Raw genomic sequence first — 20008 nt, forward strand, 5'->3', positions numbered from 1 at the left:
AGCGTCCCGGCCGGCCGGCCGGGACGCCGTGCTCAGGCGCTCGGCGGGGCGGCGAGGAGGCCGTCGAGCGCGGCGGCGAGGGCGTCGGCGAGCTGCGCCGGCGGGCGGTCGGCGCGCAGCAGGTGGTGGCGCGCGGGCGCGATCTCGCTCAGCGGCTCGAACGCGGCGAGCTGCGCCAGCGCCAGCTCCGGCGTCCCGTCGGAGACGCGCTCCGGGTCGTCGAGCCGCCGCCGCGCCCGCGCCCGCAGCAGCTCCGGCGACGCGGTCAGCTCGACGTAGGCGACGGCCTCGGCGGCGGGGGCGCCGGCGCCGGCGGTGGACGCGCCGGCCGCGGCGGGGGTGCCGGCCCCGGCGGTGGACGCGCCGACCGCGGCGCGGGTGCCGGCCCCGGCGGCGCGGCTCTCCTCCCACCCGCGCGCGAAGGCGTCGCGGTCGGGGCGGCGGCGGAAGGTCGCGTCGACGATCGCGGGCTCGCCGGCCGCGACCGCCTCGGCGGCGGCGCGACCGAGCGCCTCGTAGGTGCGCGCGTTCATCGCCTCGTCGTAGACCGCCTGCCCGGCCCGCTCCGTCGGCGCGACGCCGGCGAGCCGCTTGCGCACGCGGTCGGAGGAGATCGGCTCGACGCCGGCGCGGCGGCCGATCTCCGCGGCGAGGACGCTCTTGCCGCTCGCCGACGGCCCGCAGACGACGAGCGCCGGCGGGAGCCGCAGCCGCCACGCGTACCGCTCGGCGACGGCGAGCAGCGCCGCCGACCGCTCCCGCTCGGCGGCGGCCGCCTCCTCCTCGCCGTCGTCGCGCTCCTGCGCCGCGCGCAGCAGCGAGACCTTCGCGCGCACGTGGGCGCGGTAGACGGCGTGGAAGGCGAGCAGCCCGGCGTCGCCGGGGTCGCCGCCGGCGCCGCGGTAGGCGGCCAGCAGGGCCGCGACGGCGTCGGGCCGGCCGAGCGCCGTCAGGTCCATCGCCAGGAAGGCGAGCTCGTCGGCGACGTCGACCTCGCGCCAGGCGCGGTTGAACTCGAGCCGGTCGACGAGCCGGACCGGCGGGCCCGGCAGGACGTGCTCGGCGCGCAGGTCGCCGTGGACCTCCCGCACCTTGCCCGCCCGCGCCCGCTCCGCCAGCAGCTCGGCGCGGCCGACCGCGTAGGCGGCCGACGCCCGCAACTGGGCGAGGACGGCGGACCGCGCGGCGGCGGCGGCGACGACGGGCGAGTGGGCTGGCGCGGCCCGCGCAGCGCCCGCGGGCGAGCCGCCGGCGCGCGGGTGGGCTGGCGCGGCCCGCGCAGCGCCCGCGGGCGAGCCGCCGACGGGCGGGTCGGCGGTGCCGCCCTCGTCCAGCAGCGCGATCAGCTCCTCGCCGTTGCGGTTCAGGCGCTCCAGCGCGGCGGCGGCCGCGGCCGGCGCGTCGTGCGGGGCGTCGGCCGGCGGCGCGAGCGGCGCCTGCGCGTGGAACTCGGCGAGCCGCTCGGCGACGGCGCGCAGGTGGCGCGCCTCCAGCGCGTCGTCGGCGATCAGGCCGGCGAGCGTCTCGCGCTCGTCGAAGCGGCGCATCTCGACCGCGTACTCGGCCGCGTCGGGGTGGTCGGCGTCGGCGAGCGTGATGGCCGGCGCGCGATCGGCGCCGGCCCCCCCGCTCCCCTCGCTCCCCGGCACCAGCCCCCGCACGGCCAGGTACAGGTCGGGGGCGAGCGGGCGGTTCAGCTCCAGCTCGGCCTCGCAGGCGGCGCGGCGGCGCTGCGGCGTGCGCTGGTCGAGGAAGGCGAAGGCGATCGGCTTCTTCACCTTCCAGGCGCGATCGCCGGCGAGCACGACCCACGAGGCGTGCGTCTCGCGCACCTGCACGTCGTCGTCGGCGAGGCCGTGGAGGGCGGGGTCGGCGAGGGCGCGCAGCAGCGGGGGCAGGTGCGAGCCGGTGTCGGAGGCGGCGGTCACGCGGTTCAGTCTGCCCGCTCGCGAGCAGACAGACGAGATGGCGCTTTCAGACGGAACCGGCACGAGACGGCTGCGGGAGGTCCCGGTGCAGGCGCTCGACGTCGGCCGGCTCGCGTCGATCGTCGGGCGGGAGCGGATCGAGCGGTTCGGACGCATCGCCGCCGCGATGCGAGATGCGCTCGGCGGTCGGGTCGTCTTCAACGTCAACTCGACCGCGGCCGGCGGCGGCGTCGCGGAGATGCTGCAGTCGCTGCTCGCCTACGTGCGCGGCGCCGGCGTCGACGCGCGCTGGCTCGTGATCGACGGCGACCCGGAGTTCTTCGCGATCACGAAGCGGCTCCACAACGGGCTGTACGGCTCCGACGGCGACGGCGGACCGCTCGGGCCGGCCGAGCGGGCCCGCTACGACGAGGTCGCCCGCCGCAACGCCGACGAGCTGGCGGCGGTCGTGCGGCCCGGCGACGTCGTGATCGTCCACGATCCCCAGCCGGCCGGCCTGACGGCGGCCGCGCGACGGGCCGGAGCGATCGTCGTCTGGCGCTGCCACATCGGTGCCGAGGAGCAGAACGAGTGGACGGCGCGGGCGTGGGAGTTCCTGCGGCCGCGGCTGGAAACGGTCGACGCGATCGTCGTCTCGCGCCCGTCGTTCGCGCCGCCGTGGGCGGAGCGCGAGCGGGTCCACGCGATCCCGCCGTCGATCGACCCGTTCGCGGCCAAGAACGCGGCGATCCCGGACGAGGAGGTCCTCCACGCTCTCTGCTCCGCCGGGCTGCTGGCCGGAGCCGAGCCCAGCGCGCCGCTCGCCTTCCTCCACCGCGACGGCTCGCCGGGACGGGTCGTCCGGGCCGTCGACGTGCTCCAGACCGGTCCGCCGCCCCCGCCCGACGCGCCGCTGGTCGCACAGGTCTCGCGCTGGGATTGGATGAAGGACATGGCCGGCGTGATGGAGGGCTTCGCGGCGCACGTCGACCGGGCGCTCGGCGCCCACCTGCTGCTGGTCGGGCCGGCCGTCACCGGCGTCGCCGACGACCCGGAGGCGGCGACGGTGCTCGACGACTGCATGCGCCGCTGGCACGCGCTCCCGCACGCGGCGCGCGAGCGGATCCACCTCGCCTGCATGCCGATGCACGACCCCGACGAGCAGGCGGCCGTGGTCAACGCCGTCCAGCGCCACGCGGCGGTCGTCGTGCAGAAGTCGATCGCGGAGGGCTTCGGCCTGACCGTCGCGGAGGCGATGTGGAAGCGCCGGCCGGTCGTCGCGAGCGCGGTCGGCGGGATCCAGGACCAGATCGACGACGGCGTCAACGGCGTCCTGCTCGCCGATCCGGGCGACCTGCCGGCCTTCGGCTGCGCGCTCGAGCGGCTGCTCGCCGATCCGGAGCTGGCCGACCGGCTCGGCGAGGCCGCGTACGCCCGCGTCGTCGACCAGTTCCTCGGCGACCGCCACCTGGAGCGGTGGGCCGGGCTGCTGGCGACGCTGGTCGGAGACGCAGCCAGGCATGCGATATAGATGCATCCGTGCCGCCCGCTTCCGCAGAGCCGCGCGCGACCGCGACCGAGCGCGCCTACGCCGCGACGAAGGAGCGGATCCTCGACGGCCGCTACGCCGGCGGCGAGCTGATCAGCGAGGGCGACGTCGCGGCGCTCGTCGGCCTCAGCCGCACGCCCGTGCGCGAGGCGTTCCTGCGGCTGGAGGCCGAGGGGCTGCTGCGCCTCTACCCGAAGCGGGGCGCGCTGGTCGTGCCGGTCTCCGCCGCCGAGGTCGAGGACGTGATCGAGACGCGGCTGCTGGTCGAGCGCCACGCGATCGAGCGGGTCGGGCGGGCGCCGTCGTCGCTGGTCGCGCGGCTGGAGGCGGAGATCGCGGCCCAGGAGCGGTTCGCCGCCGCCGGCGACGCGCGCGGCTTCGTCGAATCCGACCGCCGCTTCCACCGTCTGCTGGTCGAGGCGACCGGCAACGCGATCCTGCTGGCGCTCCACGACTCGCTCCGCGACCGCCAGGCGCGGATGGGCATGACGGCGCTGTCGGCCGCCGACGAGCGCGGCGCCGAGATCGTCGCCGAGCACCGCGCGCTCGCCGCCGCCGTCGCCGCCGGCGACCCGGCGGCCGGCGAGCTGCTCGCCGCCCACCTCGAGCGCACCCTCGCGCTCCTGCGCGCCCGGCGGTGAGCGCGGGCGGGCCGGCGGCGCTCAGGACTCGCCGGCGACCCAGGCGATCAGGGCAGCGCGCGCGAAGCGCCACTGGCCGGCGACGCGGCGGCCGGGCAGCTCGCCGTGCTCGGCCAGCTCCAGCACGTCGACCGCTCGCACGCCGAGCAGCGCGGCGGCGCCGGTCGGCGTGAGGATCGGGCGGGCGGGATCGTCGAGGTCGTCGCCCGCCTCCGCAGCGGCGCCCGCGCTGGCGGACGCCGCGCCCGTCTGGCCGGCCGTGCCGCCTTCGGCATCGGCGTCGGCGGTGCGGGCGCCGCGCCGCCGGGCCGTGGCCGCGCCGGGGGCGGCGACGGCGCCGGCGACCAGCTCGCCGCGGCCGACGCTCGCGACGGCGCGGAGGGCGTCGAGGCCGGCGGGCGAGTCGGGGTCGACGTACTGGTCGACGAGGCCGGCGACGAGGTCCTTCTTGCGCGCGTCGATCGCGGCGACGGCACGGTCGAGCCGTTCGGCCTGCTCCGCCGAGAGGCGGACGAACAACGGCGTCAGCTCTTCACCCATGGCAGATAGCGTACACGCGATAGCGGATATCTCCTGCGATATCTTGATCCGCATGGAGCATGACGACGAGCAGGTGCAGACCGACGGGCGAGCGGGCAACGACGCGCGACAGCAAGCAGCCGCCGCGGCGCGACGGCGCTCCGCCCTGGCGCAGCTGCGCCACTGGGGCGATCCCGTCCTGCGCGCGACCGCGAGCGAGGTGAGCGCGTTCGACGGCGAGCTGCGCGCGCAGGCGGCGCGGATGGGCGAGGTGATGGTTGCCGCCGACGGCGCCGGCCTCGCCGCGCCGCAGGTCGGCAGCCTGCGGCGGCTGTTCGTCTACCGCTTCACCGACACCGGGCCGGCGAGAGCGATCGTCAACCCGCGGCTGACGTGGGTCTCGCCGGAGCGGCAGCGCGGCTACGAGGGCTGCCTCAGCATCCAGGGGATCGCCGTCGCGGTCGAGCGCGCCGCCGCCGTGACGATGACCGGCCGTGACCTCGACGGCGGCGAGCTGACGATCGACGCCGAGGGACCGGACGCCGTCGTGCTCCAGCACGAGCTCGACCACCTCGACGGGATCCTGATGCTCGACCGCGCCGACCGCGACGAGCGCCGCCGCGCGATGCGCGAGCTTCGCGAGCGGGCAGCGGCCGGCTGACGACGTTGAAATCGACCACCCGCGTCCGTGGTCCAGGTCCGCTAGCGTTCATGAACACGATTCGCTCGCTCGACGACGACGGGAACGGATGCCGGATCAGCCCAGAGTGACACGAGATGCGCCCGCGCGTGAGGAGCACGGGCTGTTCACGCCCGCCTTCTGGGAGGCCGTCGTCACCCATCGCCTGGAGCGCGAGGGTCGTGCTGTGATGCGCGCGGTCACGCTGCTGCAGGACAGGACCGGCTGGAACGACGAGGAGATCGGCGTCCATCTCGGATGCCGGCCCGACTCGATCGCCCGGCAGCCGCGCCACGAAGCGCTCCGCCGCCTCCGCTTCAGCGCCGATTACCTCGCGTGGCTGCGCGAGCTCGCCGGCGTCATGGGCGACCCCCAGGTGACGCGCTTCCAGCGCGACATCGTCCGTTGCGCGCGCGAGCTCCACGGCGGTGCCGGCGGCGGCGACGCGGCCGACCGCCTGCGGGCGTGTCAGATCGCCTTCCGGCAGACGGAAGGCGTCGCATGGCCCGCCGAGGACTACCTTCGCTGCGGCGAGGTCCGCCGCGCCTTCGAGGTCGCCGCGCTCAGCCTGCCCGCCGATGCGCCGGCGCATGCCGCCGCGGCTCGCGCGGCGGCTGCATCCGCGCCGCTCGCCTCCCTGCGGCCGCACGTCCACCCCGCACGCGTGCAAGCCGCATATCGAAGCGACGCGGCGACGACCCTTGGAGTCTCCGTGCGGGACGCGATCCGCGGCCACGTCGGCGGCGGCTGTCCGGTGTGCGCAGCCGCGGCGCCGCACCTCGCGACCGAGCTGAAGATCCCCGCCTGAGCGGACGCGGTGCGCTGCATCCACATCGGCCCCGGGAAGCTGGGCCTCGGCCTCGTGGCGCAGCACCTCATCGAGGTGCGGGCCGCCGACCTCTGCCTCGTCGGTCGACCGTTGAAGCCGGGCGTGCTCGCGGAACGAAACGCGTTCCTCCTCTCCGAGCGCGGCCCCAGTCGCCCCCAGCGGCAGATCGTCGCCAAGGCGGCGAGCAACGCGAACCGGATCGACCAGCTGCCGCAGCTCGTCAAGGGCTGGATCGCTGACGACGCTCCCCTTCTCGTCACCTGTGCGCTGGGAGACGACGCCCCCGCCGCGGAGCCTCTCGTGCGCGAGATCGCCTCGGCGCGCGACGGTCGCGAGACCGTGCTGATCGTCTGCGAGAACAGAGCTCATCCCTGCTACGAACGCCTGGCGAACGATGGTCGGTTGACGGTCTGCCACGCAGTCGTCGATCGCGTCTGCATCGCGCCGAAGACAGCGCGGCTTCCGGATCGTCGACGTCAAGTGCTCGTGCACGCCGTCTGGGAATGGGTCGTCGAACAGGCGCCGAGCCAGCCGGAGGTGCTGCGGCAGCTCGAGTCGGGCGGCGTCCTCGTCGTCGACGACATCGCGCCGTTCCGAGAGCGCAAGCTGCTCGTCGTCAACGGGCTGCATCAGATCCTGGCGCTCAAGTGCCGGCTCCTCGGCATCGAGCACCTCGCCCTCGGCGCTCGGCATGCCGAGGTCCTCGCGGTCGCCGAGCCGTTCCTCGACGCGATCGAAGCAGCGCATCGCGCGCGATGGCCGGACTTCGCGCACGACGTGACGTACGGTCCCGAGCGCGTTCGCGTCTTCGGAGACATGCCCGACACGACCGAGCGAATCCTCGGCGATCACCTCGTTCGCGCGAACCTGACGAGCCTGCTCGATCGACTCGACGCGCGCGTCTTCGCCGGGGCGCGAACGGCTTCGGAGCACGGCTTCGACGTCGCCGTGTTCGCCGATGTGGTCGATCTCCTCATCGCGATCGTCGGCGACGGCGACCTGTACTACGAACCACCTGAGCTGCCTGCTGCCGTCGACGATCGGACCGTCGTCGAGCGCTTCGGCGCGCTGCTGCGCGGTTGGACGACGCCGCGCCAGTCCGAGCAGTTCGTCGAGCGCTTCGCGGAGGCGCTCGCCGTCACCGCCGCGTAACCGCCCGGCCCCCGCTGGGTACATGGCACCACAACGGTGTGCGATGCCGGTTCTGCTCGACGTGGATCTCGTGTCCAGCGAGGTCGACGTGGAGCGTGACATGGCCATCTCCCTGCACAGCCGCCGCGCCGAGAGAGCGCTGATGCTTCTCGAGCTCGCGCGTGAAGCGCGCGACGCGCTCGAGGTCGCCGATCAGGAGCGACATGCCTCCGCGGCGGTTGAGCTGCTCGCCGGGAACGCCGCGACGACGAACGGCTGGTTGTACGCCTGGGCAGCCGAACTGCTGGTCGAAGCGATCGTCCACAGCGAGGGCGTCGACGCGGCGATCCGCGTCGCCGAGGACGCAGAGAGCCGACTGACGAAAGGAACGCACGCGCACGAGCGGATCCAGCGCGTCGTCCTGCAGACCGAGGCGCTGGGCGAAGACGTGCGGCTCGCCACGTGGAAGCTCCTCGACCACGCCAAGCACTTGCGCAGCGCGGGGACGAGCTTCGAGTTGGAGCGGCTGCGGACCCTCCAGCGACTGCTCGCCGCCGCGCTGCGGGGACCGCGCGACAGGCGCGCCGCGCACATAGCCGACTTCGCGCGGCGCGAGCTGATGCACCTCGCCGATCGGCTGGAGGAGCACGCCGAGCACGACGTCGCGCTCGCACGCCATTGGATCGGCGTCAGCGAGTCCGTGTTTCCCACGCCGGGCCTGCTCCCGTTCGAGTCGCAGCGCCGTGCCTCCGAGGCGCTGCGCTGGAGCTTGGAGCATCGCTACGACAGCGCCCGCGACCGTCTGACCCGTGGCATGGGAGCCGCCGAGCTGCTGCTCGTCGAGGAGCAGCGCGACGACGCGATCGAGCTCTTCGCCGAGACGGTCGACGCATTCCCCACGGTGCTTCCGCGCCATCATCGCTCTGCGGAGCGGATGCTGAGCCTGCGCGGCCTGCAGGCCGCATGAGCGGCGCTCGCGGGCCGCTCGACGTTCGCGCAAGCGGCTTGCGGCGTAGGCTCACGTGGGATGTCCGCGCTCCACGTCACCAACGGGGACGTGATCGTGCCGGCCGTCGCGGCGGCGGCCGGGGTGCCGGTCGGCGACGTCGTGCCGTGGCGCGACGTGCTGCACGACGGCCCGGTCCCCGCCGGTCTCGACCCCGCCGCACTCGCGCGCGTCCGCGCCGGGCACCTCGCCGCGCGCGGCTGGATCGACGAGGCGACGGCGCTTGCGCAGCTGGCCGAGCGCGACCGCCGGCTCGCCGACCACCCGCCCGAGGACGAGGTCGTGCTGTGGTTCGAGCCCGACCTCTACGACGCCCTCCAGCTGGCGCAGGTCTGCGACCGCCTCGCCGGGCGGCCCGGCCCGGTCACGCGCGTGCTGCTGTCGCACGCGCCGCGCGCCGACCTCCACCCCGACTTCCTCGACCGCGAGCCGTGCACGCCGACGCGCGAGCCGTTCGCCGCCCTGCGCTCGCCCGACCCGCGCGCCTGGGAGGCCGTCCCGGCCTTCGCGCGCCTGTGCGAAGAGCTGCCGGAGGCCCGCACCGGCCTCGGCCGTCTGGAGGCGGAGATCCTCGTCGCGCTCGCCGACGGCCCGCTCGACGCGCACGAGCTGTTCGCGCGCGTCGCGGCGCGGGAGCCGGTGCCGTGGATCGGCGACCTGCCGCTGTGGGCGCTCGCCGACGAGCTGGCGCCGCTGGTCGACGGCGCCGTCTCCCCCGACCGCCCGCCCCGCTACGCGCTCACCGCCGCCGGCGAGGAGGTGCGGGCCGGCCGCGCGCGCCGGCCGACGCCCGAGCGCTGGATCGGCGGCGTCCAGCTCGGTCCCGGCCGCCCCGCATGGGCCTGGGACGCCGAGGCGCGCAGGGTCGTGCGGCTCGACTGACGCGCCGCGCGACGATCCGGCCCCGGCGTCGACCGCTCACGCCGCGCGCCGGCTCACGCCCGCCGCGCCCGCGGGCCGCCCAGCCGCACGCCCGTCCGCTCACGCCTTCGCGCCCACCGCCCCGATTCGCTCCCGGCGGTGGATCGTCATCGGGATCCCGTGGAGCGGGCGGATCGTCACGGTCGGGTCGAGCACGATCTTCGAGCCGGGCACGAAGTCGAAGCGGAAGCGCTGCGCGATCATCGCCGCCAGCAGCGTCGCGTTCAGCATCGCGAAGCCGTGGCCGACGCAGATCCGCCGCCCGCCGCCGAACGGCAGGTAGGAGAAGCGCGGCCGCCGTCTCGGCTCGTCGCCGAGCCAGCGGCGCGGGTCGTAGCCGGCCGGGTTGGGCCACACCGCCGGGTCGCGGTGGGTCGACCAGATCGAGACGAAGACGAGCGCGCCGGCGGGGATCCGGCGGCCGCAGACGACGTCGTCCTCGTTCGCGACCCGCTGCACGTGCCAGACCGGCGGGAAGATCCGCATCGCCTCCTCGAAGCAGGCGCGCGTCCACGGCAGCCGCTCGGCGTCGTCGGCGGTCGGGACGCGGCCGCCGAGCACCTCGTCGACCTCGGCCTCCATCCGCTCGCGCGCCTCCGGGTGCTGTGACAGCAGGTAGTACATCCACGAGAGCCCGTGGGCGGTCGTCTCGTGGCCGGCGGCGAGGAAGGTCATCAGCTCGTCGAGCACCTGCTCGCGGTCCATCCGCTCGCCGGTCTCCTCGTCCTCGGCCTCCATCAGCAGCTTCAGCAGGTCGTCGCGCTCGCCGTGGCCGTGCGCGAGCCGCTCGTCGATCAGCTCGCGCCCGATCCCGGTCAGCACCTCGGCGCTGCGGATGCCGCTGCGCCAGCGCAGCGGATGGGTGACTCTCGCCGCCTTCTGGATGTCGGCGCCGCGCAGGTACTGGCCGACCGAGACGCCGGTCGAGCGGCCGAGCGCCCCGGCCTGGTGGAGCGCGTTGGCGAGCGCCTCGCCGAACTCGGCGGCGCGGCCGGTGAAGTCGTGGCCGACGAGCGCGCGGCCGACGGTGTCGAGCCCGATCTGGAGGATCTCGGCCGAGACCTCGACCTGCTCGCCGTCGCGGCGCGTCGCCTCCCACTGGTCGAGCGCGGCGCCGGCCGCGGCGGCCATGTGGTCGGCGAACGGCGCCAGGTGGCGCTTGGCGAACATCGGCTGGACGAGCTTGCGCTGCCGCTGCCAGAGCGGCCCGGAGCTGGTCACCAGCCCCTTGCCGAGGACCGGCTCCAGCAGCTCGTACTGGTTGGACTTGCGGTAGTTGTCCTGGTTGGAGACGAGGACCCGTCTGACCGCCTCGGGCCCGCGCACGATCACCAGCCGCTGGCGCGGGAGGTCGAAGAGACAGACGTCGCCGTAGCGGCGCCCGACGTCGGCGAGCACCTCCAGCGGCCCCTCCTGGGTGCGGAAGCGGGCCATCCAGCGCAGCAGCTCGGCGCCGCGCGGGCCGGGCGGGAGCGGCGCGGAGGCCGGGTCGAGCTCGGCGTCGGGCGCGACGGACGGGGCGGGCTGCGGCGCGGCGGCGGGAGAGCTGGCGGTCATGACGGCTCCTGGCGTGCTGGACGGCGGTGCGAACTCGACAGTTCTCGATGTTACATCAAGTCATGTCATCGTCCAGTGTGAGTCCGCGCACGCTTGCGGTTCGAGCGCGCTCCTGCCGACGACAGGGTTGGACGGCCTTCGGGCGGCCGCGCAAGCGCTGCGGCCCGCGGAGCGGACCGCCTGCCGACGACGAGAGGAGCCCCGAAGAATGGTGAAGAGGACGGCCGCGGCGCTCGCCGCCGCCATCGGCGCCGCACTGCTGCCGGCGGCGGCGGCGCAGGCGCAGGCGCAACGGCCGCCGATCGATCCCGCCCCGCTGAAGCGGCTCGCCGCAGACGCGCAGGCAACCCGCGTCGACGCCGCCACCGGCGCCGCCGCGCCGCAGGAGCTGATCGTGCGCTTCGAGCGCGGCGCGACCGCCCGCCAGCGCGGACTCGCGCGCGACCGCGCCGGCGCCGCGCTGGTCCGCACGCTCGAGCTGCCGCGCACGCAGCTGGTCGCGGTCGACGGCGACCTCGACGCCGCCGTCGCGCGGGCCGAGCGCCAGCCGGGGGTCGCCTGGGCCGTCCCAAACCGGCGCGCCAGCACGCGCGCGGCGGCGCCGAACGATCCCCGCTTCGGGGAGCTGTGGGGCCTCCACAACACCGGCCAGAGCGCGACCGACCTGTACGGCAATCACCTCGACGGGTCGCCGGGCGCCGACGTCAACGTGCTCGACGCGTGGGACGTCACGCGCGGCGCCGGCCAGGTCGTCGCCGTCGTCGACACCGGCGTCGACATGGGACACCCCGACATCGCGCCCAACCTCTGGACCAACCCGGGCGAGATCGCCGGCAACGGGATCGACGACGACGGCAACGGCTTCGTCGACGACGTCCACGGCTGGGACTTCGCCCAGCTCGGCCCGATCGGCACCGCCGTCCCCGACGACGACCCCGACGACTTCGACGGCCACGGCACGCACGTCGCCGGCACGGTCGCGGCGGCGGCCGGCAACGGCATCGGCGTCGCCGGCGTCGCGCCGGAGGCGAAGGTGATGCCGGTGCGCGTGCTCGACGCGACCGGCTCGGGCACGTGGGCCGCGATCTTCGACGGGATCCGCTACGCCGCCGAGAACGGCGCGACGGTCATCAACCTCAGCCTCGGCGGGCCGCTGGAGGATCCGAGCGAGCTGGTCGCGTGGACCGAGGTGTTCGACGACGCCGGTGCCCGCGGGGCGGTCATCGTCGGCGCCGCCGGCAACGACGCCATCGACGTCGACGAGGTCGGCGACCTCCCCTGCTCGGTGCCGAGCGACCACCTCGTCTGCGTCGCCGCGCTCGACGCCACCGGCAAGCTCGACCCCGACTACTCCAACTACGGCGCCGAGAGCGTCGACGTCGGCGCGCCCGGCACCGGCGTCGTCAGCTCGGTCGCGCCCTCGGTTGTCACGTTCGCGGAGGACTTCACGGACCTGTCGCGCTGGGCGGGCACGCCTGGCTGGGGCGTCGAGACGATCGGCACGCTCCGTCACCTGTCCGACAGCCCGGGCGGCCCGTACGCGCGCGGCGCCTCCTCGTTCGCGTTCGCGGACCCCGACCTCGCGGGCACCGGCACCTTCGGCTGCTCGTTCTCGTTCGGCTTCCGCGTCGACGTCGCGACCGGAGACCTGGCGGCCGTCGGGCTGATCGACCGGCCGGCGACCGACCCGGAGTGGAGATTCCTCGCGGCGATCGCCGTGGACCGCGGCAGCACCGGCGCCGCGACGATCCCGTGGGCGCTCTCGCTCGAAGCGTTCCCCGGGCAGCCCGCGCACGCGCTGGCCGCCGTCGTCGACGAGGAGGATGACGGGCAGCAGGGCGACGGCCTCAAGGTCGCGCGCATGCGGTCCCACTGCCGCACCGACGACCGCGCGGCCGCACCCGAGTACGCCACCTACAGCGGCACCTCGATGGCGGCGCCGCACGTCTCCGGCGTCGCGGCGCTGGTGCGCGCGGCGGCGCCGTGGGCGACGCCGGACGAGGTCGCAGCGGCGATCAAGGCCGGCACCGTCCCGACCGCCTCGCTCGCCGGCAGGACCGTCACGGGCGGCCGCGTCGACGCGGCCGCCGCGATCGCGGCGGCGCCGGCGAGACCGGGCGACCCCGGCGGCGATCCGGGCGATCCCGGCGATCCAGGCGGCCCCGGCGATCCAGGCGGCCCCGGCGATCCAGGCGGCCCCGGCGACCCGGGCGGCCCCGGCAACCCGGGCGGCCCCGGCAACCCGGGCGGCCCCGGCAACCCGGGCGATCCCGGCAGCGACCCGGGCGGCGGCCCGACCGATCCGGGCGGCCCGACCGACCCCGGCGGCCCGGTCGACCCGGCTCCGCGGACCGATCCGCCGCTCGTGAGACCGCGGCCGGGCGCGCCGGCGCGAGCGGCCTGCGCCGGCAAGCGCGGGAGAGCGCTCGCGGCGTGCAAGCTGAACCAGCGCATCATGAAGGCGTGCGGCGCCAAGAAGGGCAGACGGAAGACGCTCTGCGCCAAGCGCATCCGCGCGGTCGCCCGCTGCGAGGCGCTGCCGAAGCGCGGCAAGAAGGCGAAGGCGAAGCGCGCCGCCTGCATGAAGAAGGCGAAGGCGATCGGCAAGCCGAAGGGCAAGGCCAAGCCGCAGGGCAAGGCCAAGCCGCGGGCCAAGGCCAAGCCGAAGCGTTGAACGTCGGGGCCGCTCCGTCGGTGACGGCGAAGCGCTGACGTCCGGGGGCGTCGAACCGATGAGTTCGACGCCCCCGCCTCGTCATACGCGTGTCCACTGCCGAGAGGAGCGACGCCATGCTGCAGCGCATCACGCCCAACCTGTGGTTCGACACGCAGGCCGAGGAGGCGGCGGCCTTCTACGTGTCGATCTTCCCCGACTCGCGGATCGTCGCGACGACCCACTACACCGACGCCGGCCCGCGCGAGGCGGGCATGGTGCTGACGGTCGAGTTCGAGCTGTCGGGCCAGCGCTTCACCGCGATCAACGGCGGGCCCGAGTTCACCTTCGACGAGGCGATCTCCCTGCTGGTCAACTGCGAGAGCCAGGACGAGATCGACTACTACTGGGAGCGGCTGCTCTCCGACGGCGGCCAGGAGGGCCCGTGCGGATGGCTGAAGGATCGCTACGGGCTGTCGTGGCAGGTCGCCCCGGCGGGGATCGAGGAGCTCTTCTCCGACGCCGACCCGGCCCGCGCCGCGCGCGCGATGCGGGCGATGCGGACGATGCGGAAGTTCGACGTCGCGGCGCTGCGAGCGGCAGCCGACGGCGTGGCGGCGAGCTGAGCGGCATCGCGCGCCGAACGGCGTCGCGGCGCCCCGCGCCCGCGGCGGAGCGGCAGGCGACCGGCGCGCGGCCGATCGCCGGCTCTCCAGCGGCAACGGCGCGCTCGCCCCTCAGCCGGCGAGCTCGTCGAGCGTCCGGCCGCTGAGGACCGACTCCGGGCGCTCGGCGACGACGTCGGAGCCGGGGCGGGCGTCGCCGTCGCGGCGCTTGACCAGCAGCCACTGCTGGCGGCCCGATCTGTCGGCGCGGGTGCGCTGGAGCGCGAAGCCGCCGCGCAGCTTCTCGCCGTGGAGCACGAAGACGGCGTGGCCGCGCGCGAGCGCCTCCGGCCACGGGACGCGGCCGCCCTGCTCGTAGCCGCCGCGGTCCCAGACGATCGCGTGGCCGTCGCCGAGCGGCCCCTCGGCCTCGTCGCCGTCGAGCGGGTGGTCGGGGACCTCGATCGCCATCCGCTTCGCCGCCGGGTCGAGCGACGGCCCCTTCGGCAGCGCCCACGAGCGCATCACGCCGTCGACCTCCAGCCGCAGGTCCCAGTGGCGCGATCTCGCCTGGTGCTCCTTCACGACGAAGCGGCCGGCGACGACGCCGCGGATCGCGAACTGCTCGTGGCCCTCGGCTCTGACGGCGTCGGCGGCGACGTCGTCGACGCGGGCGCCGGGCGGCCCTTCGCGCAGGAAGCCGAGCAGCCGCTCGACCGCCTCGGCGGGCCCCTCGGCGTGGACGAGCACCGTCGCGCCGTCGTCGTCGCCCGCGACCGGGCGACGGACCCAGCCGAGCACGCCCAGCTCGCGCGCCCGCGCGACGGTCGCGTCGCGGAAGCCGACCTCCTGCACCTGCCCGCGCACGGTCGCGCGGACCGCGCGCTCCGGCTTCGCTCTGCGCGCCGTCGCGCCCATCGTCAGTTCCGCCCCTTCGCCGCGCTGTCCATGTCGGTAAGAGTGGCGGATGGCACGGCGCTCATCGCCCGGCGAGCAGCGGGCGGGCGCCTGCTTCGCGCGCGGCGAGCGGCGACGTGACGATCTCCGTCAACCGCCGGCGCCGGCCGGGTAGCCTGCGCGGCCGCACATGGACTGCCTCTACTGCAACTACATAGACATCTCCGAGACGGCCGTCGGCGTCTGCCGCTGCGGCGCCGGACTCTGCCGTCAGCACCTCACCGAGCAGCTCGCCTCCCGTGACGAGCTGCGGACGATCGGCTCGGTCACCCGCACGATCCAGCGCGGCCCGACCGAGCGGCGCCTGCTCTGCCCCGCCTGCGCCGCCACCGACGGCGCCCGCACCGCGCGGGCGCTCAACGTCGTCGACTGAGCGCCGCCGCCCGGAAGGAGCGGCGCCGCGCGTCGACGCGCGGCGCCGTGCCCGCCCCTGGTCAGGAGGCGGCGTCGGGGTGGGTGTCGGCCCACCAGCCGTTCAGCGCCTGCAGCGAGCCGCCGATCAGCATGTCCTTGAAGCCCTGCGTGTCGTTGACGTGCGGGAGCGGCTCGGACGGCACCGGCACGCCGAGCGCCTCGCAGATCGGCTCCCAGCCGTCGGAGGGCTGCCAGATCACGAGGCGGTCGGCCGGGACGTGGGCCTTCACCTCCTCGTTCCAGCGCTCCATCGCCGCGATCAGCGACTCGCGGTCGTGGTGGTTGCCGGCGTAGGGGCCGTACTGCTCGAAGGAGATGCTGGCGACGACGTCCATGTAGCGGCGCCAGAGCGGGTCGACGTGGTAGCGGGCGCGCAGCACGTGGGCCATCACCGAGTCGCCGTAGAACATCGCGTAGACGGTCTCGCGCATCGACGCCTCCCACGCGTTGCCGTCGCGCACGCTCAGCAGCACCTTCGCGTCCGGGTAGACCTCCATCAGCTCTCTGTAGAAGAAGGCCGACGGCCAGTCGACCGTCGTCACGTAGCCGTCGAAGATCGCCGCCCAGTCGGCCTTGCCGTCGCGTGCCGCCTCCCACAGCGGGACGCTCTTCTCGAGGTCGGACATCATGTCGCGCATGTGGTAGCAGCGGCCGATGCCCAGCATCTCCAGCGCGACCATCTGCGTCGTGGTCGCGGTGCGGGCGACGCCGGCTCCGATCAGCTTCATCAGCACAGCTCCTTGTGGCGGGGACGGACCGTTCGCGCCTGGGCCGTGCGGCGCGCCGCCATTCTCGCGAACGCGCCGTCGGGACGGCGGGCGGGCCGGCGGGACGGGCGCCGACGCGGGCGGGGCGGCCGGTCAGCCGGGCTCGCCGCCGACGCGGCGCAGCAGCTCCGCGAGGTCGCGCCAGCCGGCGTCGGCGTCCTCGTCGCGGCCGTGCGGGGCGCGGAACCAGCCGAGCAGCTCGCCGACGTCGCCGAGGTCCCAGCGCAGGCGGAAGAGGTCGAGCAGCTCCCGCCGCGGCCGGTGGCCGGTCAGCCGCTCGTACAGGTCGAGGTCGGCGTCGTCGCGCACGACGCTCCACAGGTCGCGCTCGGGCACCGCGAGCCCGACGGTGTCCCAGTCGATCAGCCGCAGCTGCCCGTCGGGCGCGACGATCAGGTTGCCGGGATGGGGTTCGCCGTGGGTGACGACGACGGCCGGCCGCTCCTCGACCAGCTCCGCGACCTGACGGTCGTAGCCGGCGAGCACCGTCCGCAGGCGCGGCGCCGCGGCGGCGAGCGCGGCCCGCGCCGGCTCCGCGTACGGCCCGCCCGACCGCGCGGCGCCCGGCGCGCTCCGCGCCGGCGTGGCATCCGGGGCGCCCGACCGCGGGGCGTCTGGCGCGGCATCCGGCCCGCCCGACCGCGCGGCGCCCGGCGCGGAGTCCAGCTCGCCGAGCGCGCGCTCCAGCGTCGCGCGCGCCGGCGGGTCCCACGGGATCCGCGGCGTCCGCGGCGGCGCCGGCATGCGGTGCAGCGACGCCAGCAGCTCGATCGTCGCCCGGCGCTCGGCCGGCGTGCGCTCCTGCGCGAAGCTGCCGGCGCTCCCCTCGACGTGCTCGAAGACGCTCAGCGCATAGCCGGCGCCGAGCGCGACGACCGTCTCGCCGTCGCGCGCCGGCTCCGGCGCGACGACCGCCGCGACGCCCGCGTCGCGCAGCGCCCGCGCGGTCGCCATCGCCCGCCGCAGCCCGTCGAGCGCCGCCTCCGCGCCGTCGCCGGAGACCGGCTTGCTGTCCAGCGCCGCGACCGACAGGAACCAGCGGCGCCCGTCGGCGCCCTTGGCGCGCCAGTGGTGGTCGCCGAAGCCGACGGGGGCGTACTCGAGCCGCCGCGCCTCGATCCCCCAGCGGCGCAGCGCCTCGGCCACCGCCGCGTCGGTGAGGTCGTCGGGCCGCGAGCGCACGCCGCCACGCTAGCGCGCACGCGCCGCGCGTGCGGTCGGACGCCCGCGCCGTCAGCCGCCCCCTCGTGCCGACGCCCCGCGTGCCGCACAGGCGCGGCGCCTGCCGCTCCCCTCAGACGCCCGCCAGCGCGGCCGCCGCCTCCTCCAGCCGGTCGTCGCCCCAGAACAGGCGCTCGCCGACGGCGATCGTCGGGATGCCGGTGATCCCGCGCCGCACGGCGTCGTCGGTCGCGGCCCGCAGCCGGTCCTTGATCTCCTGCTCGCCGAGGCGCCGGCCGATCGCCGCGCGGTCGAGCCCCGCCTCCTCGGCCGCGTCGAGCACGACCTCGACGTCGGAGAGGTCGCGCCCGAGCCCGAGCCCCTGACGGAAGGCGGCGAGCGAGAACTCGCGCAGCCGGCCGTGCTCGGCGGCCGCCAGCGCGGCGCGCGGCGCGGCGATCGAGTAGGTCCCTCTCGGCCAGTCGCGCGGCCATCTCAACGGCAGGCCAAGGTCGCCCGCCCGCGCGCGGCACCGCTCCATCTCGGCGTCGCGCGCCGGCCCCGCTCTCCACGACCACGGCACCTTGCCGATCTCGTGGAGCAGCGCGCCGAAGAGGATCGGCTGCCAGCGCACGCGCCCCGGCAGCACCTGCTCGACGCGGTGGGCGCTGAAGTACGCGTACGGCGAGGTGAAGTCGTAGTAGAAGACCGGCTCGGACATCGCGGCGGTTCACCGTGCCTCTCTGGTCGTGCTGCGGCGGCGCCGCCCAGTCTGACCGCCGGGCCGCGCCGGCACCCCCGGTAGCGCCGCAGGGGCGATTCGCGCCAACTTCCGGTGAGACACGGCGCGGGCGCCGCCGGCGGGGCATCCTCGTCGCAACGCCGCGACGGAAGGGACCGGGATGCTGCTCGAGGATTACGGCCTGATCGGAGACATGCAGTCGGCGGCGCTCGTCGGCCGCGACGGCTCGGTCGACTGGCTCTGCCTGCCGCGGTTCGACGCGCCGTCGTGCTTCACGGCGCTGCTCGGCGAAGCGCGCAACGGCCGCTGGCTGCTCGCGCCCGCCGGCGGCGGACGGGCGACCGCGCGGCGCTACCGGCCGGGGACGCTCGTCTTGGAGAGCGAGTACGAGACGCCCGACGGCGCGGTGCGCGTGACCGACTTCATGCCGCCGCGGCTGCAGGGACCGCCGCGTCTGATGCGGATCGTCGAGGGGCTGCGCGGCCGCGTCCCGATGCGGATGGAGCTGACGCTGCGGCCCGACTACGGGTCGATCCGGCCGTGGGTCGAGCTCGCCGTCGACGGCGCGATCGCGACCGCCGGCCCCGACGCCTTCCGGCTCAGCACCCCGCTGCCGCTGACCGTCGAGGACGGCACGGCGTCGGCCGACTTCGTCGTCGTCGAGGGGGCGCGGGAGCGGCTGACGCTGACCTGGCACCTCTCCTACGAGCAGACGCCGCCGGTCGAGGACGCCGACTCGGCGCTCGCGCGCACGAAGGAGTGGTGGCGGGAGTGGAGCGGCCGCTGCACCTACGACGGCGCCTACCGCGACGAGGTGCTGACGTCGCTGGTCGCGCTGAAGGCGATGGCGTCGGAGACGACCGGCGCGCTGATCGCCGCGCCGACGACCTCGCTGCCGGAGGAGATCGGCGGCGTGCGCAACTGGGACTACCGCTACTGCTGGCTGCGCGACTCGGTGCTCGCGCTCGAGGCGCTGCTCGACTCGGGCTACACCGCCGAGGCGATCGCCTTCCGCGACTTCCTGCTGCGGGTCGGGACCGGCGACCCGAGACAGATCCAGATCATGTACGGGATCGGCGGCGAGCGGCGGCTGACCGAGTTCGAGCTGCCGCACCTGCCCGGCTACGAGGGCTCCAGCCCGGTGCGCGTCGGCAACGCCGCCTCCGAGCAGTTCCAGCTCGACGTCTACGGCGAGGTCGCCGCCGTCGTCTACATCGGCGCGGAGCTGATCGGCAGAGTCGAGCGGCGGCTGTGGCCGCGCTGGCGCGCGATCGTCGACCACGTGACCGGCATCTGGCGCGAGCCCGACGACGGGATCTGGGAGTCGCGCGGGCCGCGGCGCCGCTACACCTACTCGAAGGTGATGGCGTGGGTCGTCTTCGACCGCGCCGTGCGGATCGCCGAGCAGTTCGAGCTCGACGCGCCGCTCGACCGCTGGCGCGCCGAGCGCGACGAGATCCACCGCGAGGTCTGCGAGCGCGGCTGGGATCCCGAGCGCCGCACCTTCACCCAGTACTACGGCTCCAGAGCGCTCGACGCGAGCGTGCTCAACATCCCGCTCGTCGGCTTCCTGCCCGGCGACGACGAGCGGGTCACCGGCACGATCGACGCGGTCGCCAAAGAGCTCGGCCGCGACGGCTTCGTCTCGCGCTACTCGACCGCCGAGACCGACGACGGCCTGCCCGGCGACGAGGGCCAGTTCCTCGCCTGCTCCTTCTGGCTCGCCGCCGCGCTCGCGCACAACGGCCGGGTCGCGGAGGCGCGCGCGCTGTTCGAGCGGGTCGCCGGGCTCGCCAACGACCTCGGCCTGCTCGCCGAGGAGTACGACGTCGCCCGCAGACGCCAGGTCGGCAACTTCCCGCAGGCGTTCAGCCACCTGACGCTGATCGTCGCCGCCCAGGCGATCACCGCCGCCGAGGCGCGCGCCGCGGTCGCCGCCGCACCGGCGTGACGCGCGGCCCGCTCAGCCG

General features: G+C 75.6%; 18 protein-coding genes. 11 read left to right on the forward strand and 7 right to left on the reverse strand.

The features are described from left to right. Nucleotides 1-32: 32 nt before the first annotated feature. Nucleotides 33-1928, reverse strand: a complete 1896-nt coding sequence (locus tag BDZ31_RS25970; RefSeq protein ID WP_183342256.1) for an AAA family ATPase — start codon at nt 1926-1928, stop codon at nt 33-35. Nucleotides 1929-1965: 37 nt separating this feature from the next. Here BDZ31_RS25970 and BDZ31_RS11850 point away from each other — a divergent pair, with 37 nt between their 5' ends. Together BDZ31_RS11850 and BDZ31_RS24950 are read left to right on the forward strand one after the other, a co-directional pair. Beyond that, a complete protein-coding gene (locus tag BDZ31_RS11850) occupies nt 1966-3438 on the forward strand; it encodes a glycosyltransferase (RefSeq protein ID WP_183342258.1) in 1473 nt (490 codons plus the stop codon). Between the two features lie 8 nt (nt 3439-3446). Continuing rightward, nucleotides 3447-4097, forward strand: a complete 651-nt coding sequence (locus tag BDZ31_RS24950; protein WP_183342260.1) for an FCD domain-containing protein — start codon at nt 3447-3449, stop codon at nt 4095-4097. 21 nt (nt 4098-4118) lie between these two features. On the opposite strand, the gene BDZ31_RS11860 is transcribed toward BDZ31_RS24950, so the two are convergent. Next, nucleotides 4119-4637, reverse strand: a complete 519-nt coding sequence (locus BDZ31_RS11860) for a helix-turn-helix domain-containing protein (RefSeq protein ID WP_183342262.1) — start codon at nt 4635-4637, stop codon at nt 4119-4121. 52 nt (nt 4638-4689) lie between these two features. On the opposite strand from BDZ31_RS11860, the gene def reads away from it, so the two are divergent. The 5 genes from def (at nt 4690) to BDZ31_RS11885 (ending at nt 9143) form a co-directional block, all read left to right on the forward strand. Next, nucleotides 4690-5277 (forward strand): peptide deformylase, encoded by a 588-nt coding sequence (gene def / locus BDZ31_RS11865; RefSeq protein ID WP_183342264.1) that lies wholly within the window; start codon nt 4690-4692, stop codon nt 5275-5277. Between the two features lie 106 nt (nt 5278-5383). Beyond that, nucleotides 5384-6103 (forward strand): hypothetical protein, encoded by a 720-nt coding sequence (locus tag BDZ31_RS11870; protein WP_183342265.1) that lies wholly within the window; start codon nt 5384-5386, stop codon nt 6101-6103. A gap of 111 nt (nt 6104-6214) precedes the next feature. After that, the gene (locus BDZ31_RS11875) at nt 6215-7276 is read left to right on the forward strand and encodes a hypothetical protein (protein ID WP_183342267.1); all 1062 of its coding nucleotides are present in this window, start codon (nt 6215-6217) and stop codon (nt 7274-7276) included. Between the two features lie 100 nt (nt 7277-7376). Continuing rightward, nucleotides 7377-8222: a hypothetical protein gene (locus BDZ31_RS11880; protein ID WP_183342269.1), complete on the forward strand. Its 846-nt coding sequence runs from the start codon at nt 7377-7379 to the stop codon at nt 8220-8222. Between the two features lie 60 nt (nt 8223-8282). Beyond that, nucleotides 8283-9143 carry a DUF1835 domain-containing protein gene (locus tag BDZ31_RS11885; RefSeq protein WP_183342271.1) on the forward strand — a complete coding sequence of 287 codons (861 nt, stop codon included), beginning with the start codon at nt 8283-8285 and terminating at the stop codon, nt 9141-9143. A 99-nt stretch (nt 9144-9242) separates the two neighbouring features. On the opposite strand, the gene BDZ31_RS11890 is transcribed toward BDZ31_RS11885, so the two are convergent. Further along, complete coding sequence (locus BDZ31_RS11890; RefSeq protein ID WP_183342273.1) at nt 9243-10739, reverse strand: cytochrome P450; 1497 nt, start codon at nt 10737-10739, stop codon at nt 9243-9245. 208 nt (nt 10740-10947) lie between these two features. On the opposite strand from BDZ31_RS11890, the gene BDZ31_RS11895 reads away from it, so the two are divergent. Both BDZ31_RS11895 and BDZ31_RS11900 read left to right on the forward strand, forming a co-directional pair. Next, nucleotides 10948-13413 carry a S8 family serine peptidase gene (locus BDZ31_RS11895; RefSeq protein WP_183342275.1) on the forward strand — a complete coding sequence of 822 codons (2466 nt, stop codon included), beginning with the start codon at nt 10948-10950 and terminating at the stop codon, nt 13411-13413. A 119-nt stretch (nt 13414-13532) separates the two neighbouring features. Further along, on the forward strand, nt 13533-14018 hold the full coding sequence (locus tag BDZ31_RS11900) for a VOC family protein (protein WP_183342477.1): 486 nt from the start codon (nt 13533-13535) through the stop codon (nt 14016-14018). Nucleotides 14019-14129: 111 nt separating this feature from the next. On the opposite strand, the gene BDZ31_RS11905 is transcribed toward BDZ31_RS11900, so the two are convergent. Beyond that, complete coding sequence (locus BDZ31_RS11905; protein ID WP_183342277.1) at nt 14130-14915, reverse strand: acylphosphatase; 786 nt, start codon at nt 14913-14915, stop codon at nt 14130-14132. Nucleotides 14916-15084: 169 nt separating this feature from the next. Between BDZ31_RS11905 and BDZ31_RS11910 the strand changes: the two genes are divergently transcribed. Beyond that, complete coding sequence (locus BDZ31_RS11910) at nt 15085-15327, forward strand: hypothetical protein (RefSeq protein WP_183342279.1); 243 nt, start codon at nt 15085-15087, stop codon at nt 15325-15327. Between the two features lie 61 nt (nt 15328-15388). On the opposite strand, the gene BDZ31_RS11915 is transcribed toward BDZ31_RS11910, so the two are convergent. From BDZ31_RS11915 to BDZ31_RS11925, 3 genes are all read right to left on the reverse strand, one after another. Further along, nucleotides 15389-16096: a sulfotransferase family protein gene (locus tag BDZ31_RS11915; RefSeq protein WP_183342281.1), complete on the reverse strand. Its 708-nt coding sequence runs from the start codon at nt 16094-16096 to the stop codon at nt 15389-15391. Between the two features lie 132 nt (nt 16097-16228). Continuing rightward, the gene (locus tag BDZ31_RS11920; protein ID WP_183342283.1) at nt 16229-17317 is read right to left on the reverse strand and encodes a phosphotransferase; all 1089 of its coding nucleotides are present in this window, start codon (nt 17315-17317) and stop codon (nt 16229-16231) included. A gap of 112 nt (nt 17318-17429) precedes the next feature. Then, nucleotides 17430-18017 carry a 2-hydroxychromene-2-carboxylate isomerase gene (locus tag BDZ31_RS11925; RefSeq protein ID WP_183342285.1) on the reverse strand — a complete coding sequence of 196 codons (588 nt, stop codon included), beginning with the start codon at nt 18015-18017 and terminating at the stop codon, nt 17430-17432. Between the two features lie 181 nt (nt 18018-18198). Here BDZ31_RS11925 and BDZ31_RS11930 point away from each other — a divergent pair, with 181 nt between their 5' ends. Further along, entirely contained in the window at nt 18199-19989 is a 1791-nt protein-coding gene (locus BDZ31_RS11930; protein ID WP_183342287.1) for a glycoside hydrolase family 15 protein, read from the forward strand. Nucleotides 19990-20008: the final 19 nt, after the last annotated feature.

Source organism: Conexibacter arvalis (assembly GCF_014199525.1).
GTDB classification, from domain to species: domain Bacteria; phylum Actinomycetota; class Thermoleophilia; order Solirubrobacterales; family Solirubrobacteraceae; genus Conexibacter; species Conexibacter arvalis.

Excerpts from the sequence above, each read along its gene's own strand:
- BDZ31_RS11890 (WP_183342273.1), bottom strand. The coding sequence starts at position 10,739 with ATGACCGCCAGCTCTCCCGCCGCCGCGCCGCAGCCCGCCCCGTCCGTC.
- BDZ31_RS11860 (WP_183342262.1), bottom strand. The coding sequence starts at position 4,637 with ATGGGTGAAGAGCTGACGCCGTTGTTCGTCCGCCTCTCGGCGGAGCAG.
- BDZ31_RS11915 (WP_183342281.1), bottom strand. The coding sequence starts at position 16,096 with ATGAAGCTGATCGGAGCCGGCGTCGCCCGCACCGCGACCACGACGCAG.
- BDZ31_RS11895 (WP_183342275.1), top strand. The coding sequence starts at position 10,948 with ATGGTGAAGAGGACGGCCGCGGCGCTCGCCGCCGCCATCGGCGCCGCA.
- BDZ31_RS11910 (WP_183342279.1), top strand. The coding sequence starts at position 15,085 with ATGGACTGCCTCTACTGCAACTACATAGACATCTCCGAGACGGCCGTC.
- BDZ31_RS11905 (WP_183342277.1), bottom strand. The coding sequence starts at position 14,915 with ATGGGCGCGACGGCGCGCAGAGCGAAGCCGGAGCGCGCGGTCCGCGCG.
- BDZ31_RS11880 (WP_183342269.1), top strand. The coding sequence starts at position 7,377 with ATGGCCATCTCCCTGCACAGCCGCCGCGCCGAGAGAGCGCTGATGCTT.
- BDZ31_RS11925 (WP_183342285.1), bottom strand. The coding sequence starts at position 18,017 with ATGTCCGAGCCGGTCTTCTACTACGACTTCACCTCGCCGTACGCGTAC.
- BDZ31_RS11930 (WP_183342287.1), top strand. The coding sequence starts at position 18,199 with ATGCTGCTCGAGGATTACGGCCTGATCGGAGACATGCAGTCGGCGGCG.
- BDZ31_RS11850 (WP_183342258.1), top strand. The coding sequence starts at position 1,966 with ATGGCGCTTTCAGACGGAACCGGCACGAGACGGCTGCGGGAGGTCCCG.
- def (WP_183342264.1), top strand. The coding sequence starts at position 4,690 with ATGGAGCATGACGACGAGCAGGTGCAGACCGACGGGCGAGCGGGCAAC.
- BDZ31_RS11885 (WP_183342271.1), top strand. The coding sequence starts at position 8,283 with ATGTCCGCGCTCCACGTCACCAACGGGGACGTGATCGTGCCGGCCGTC.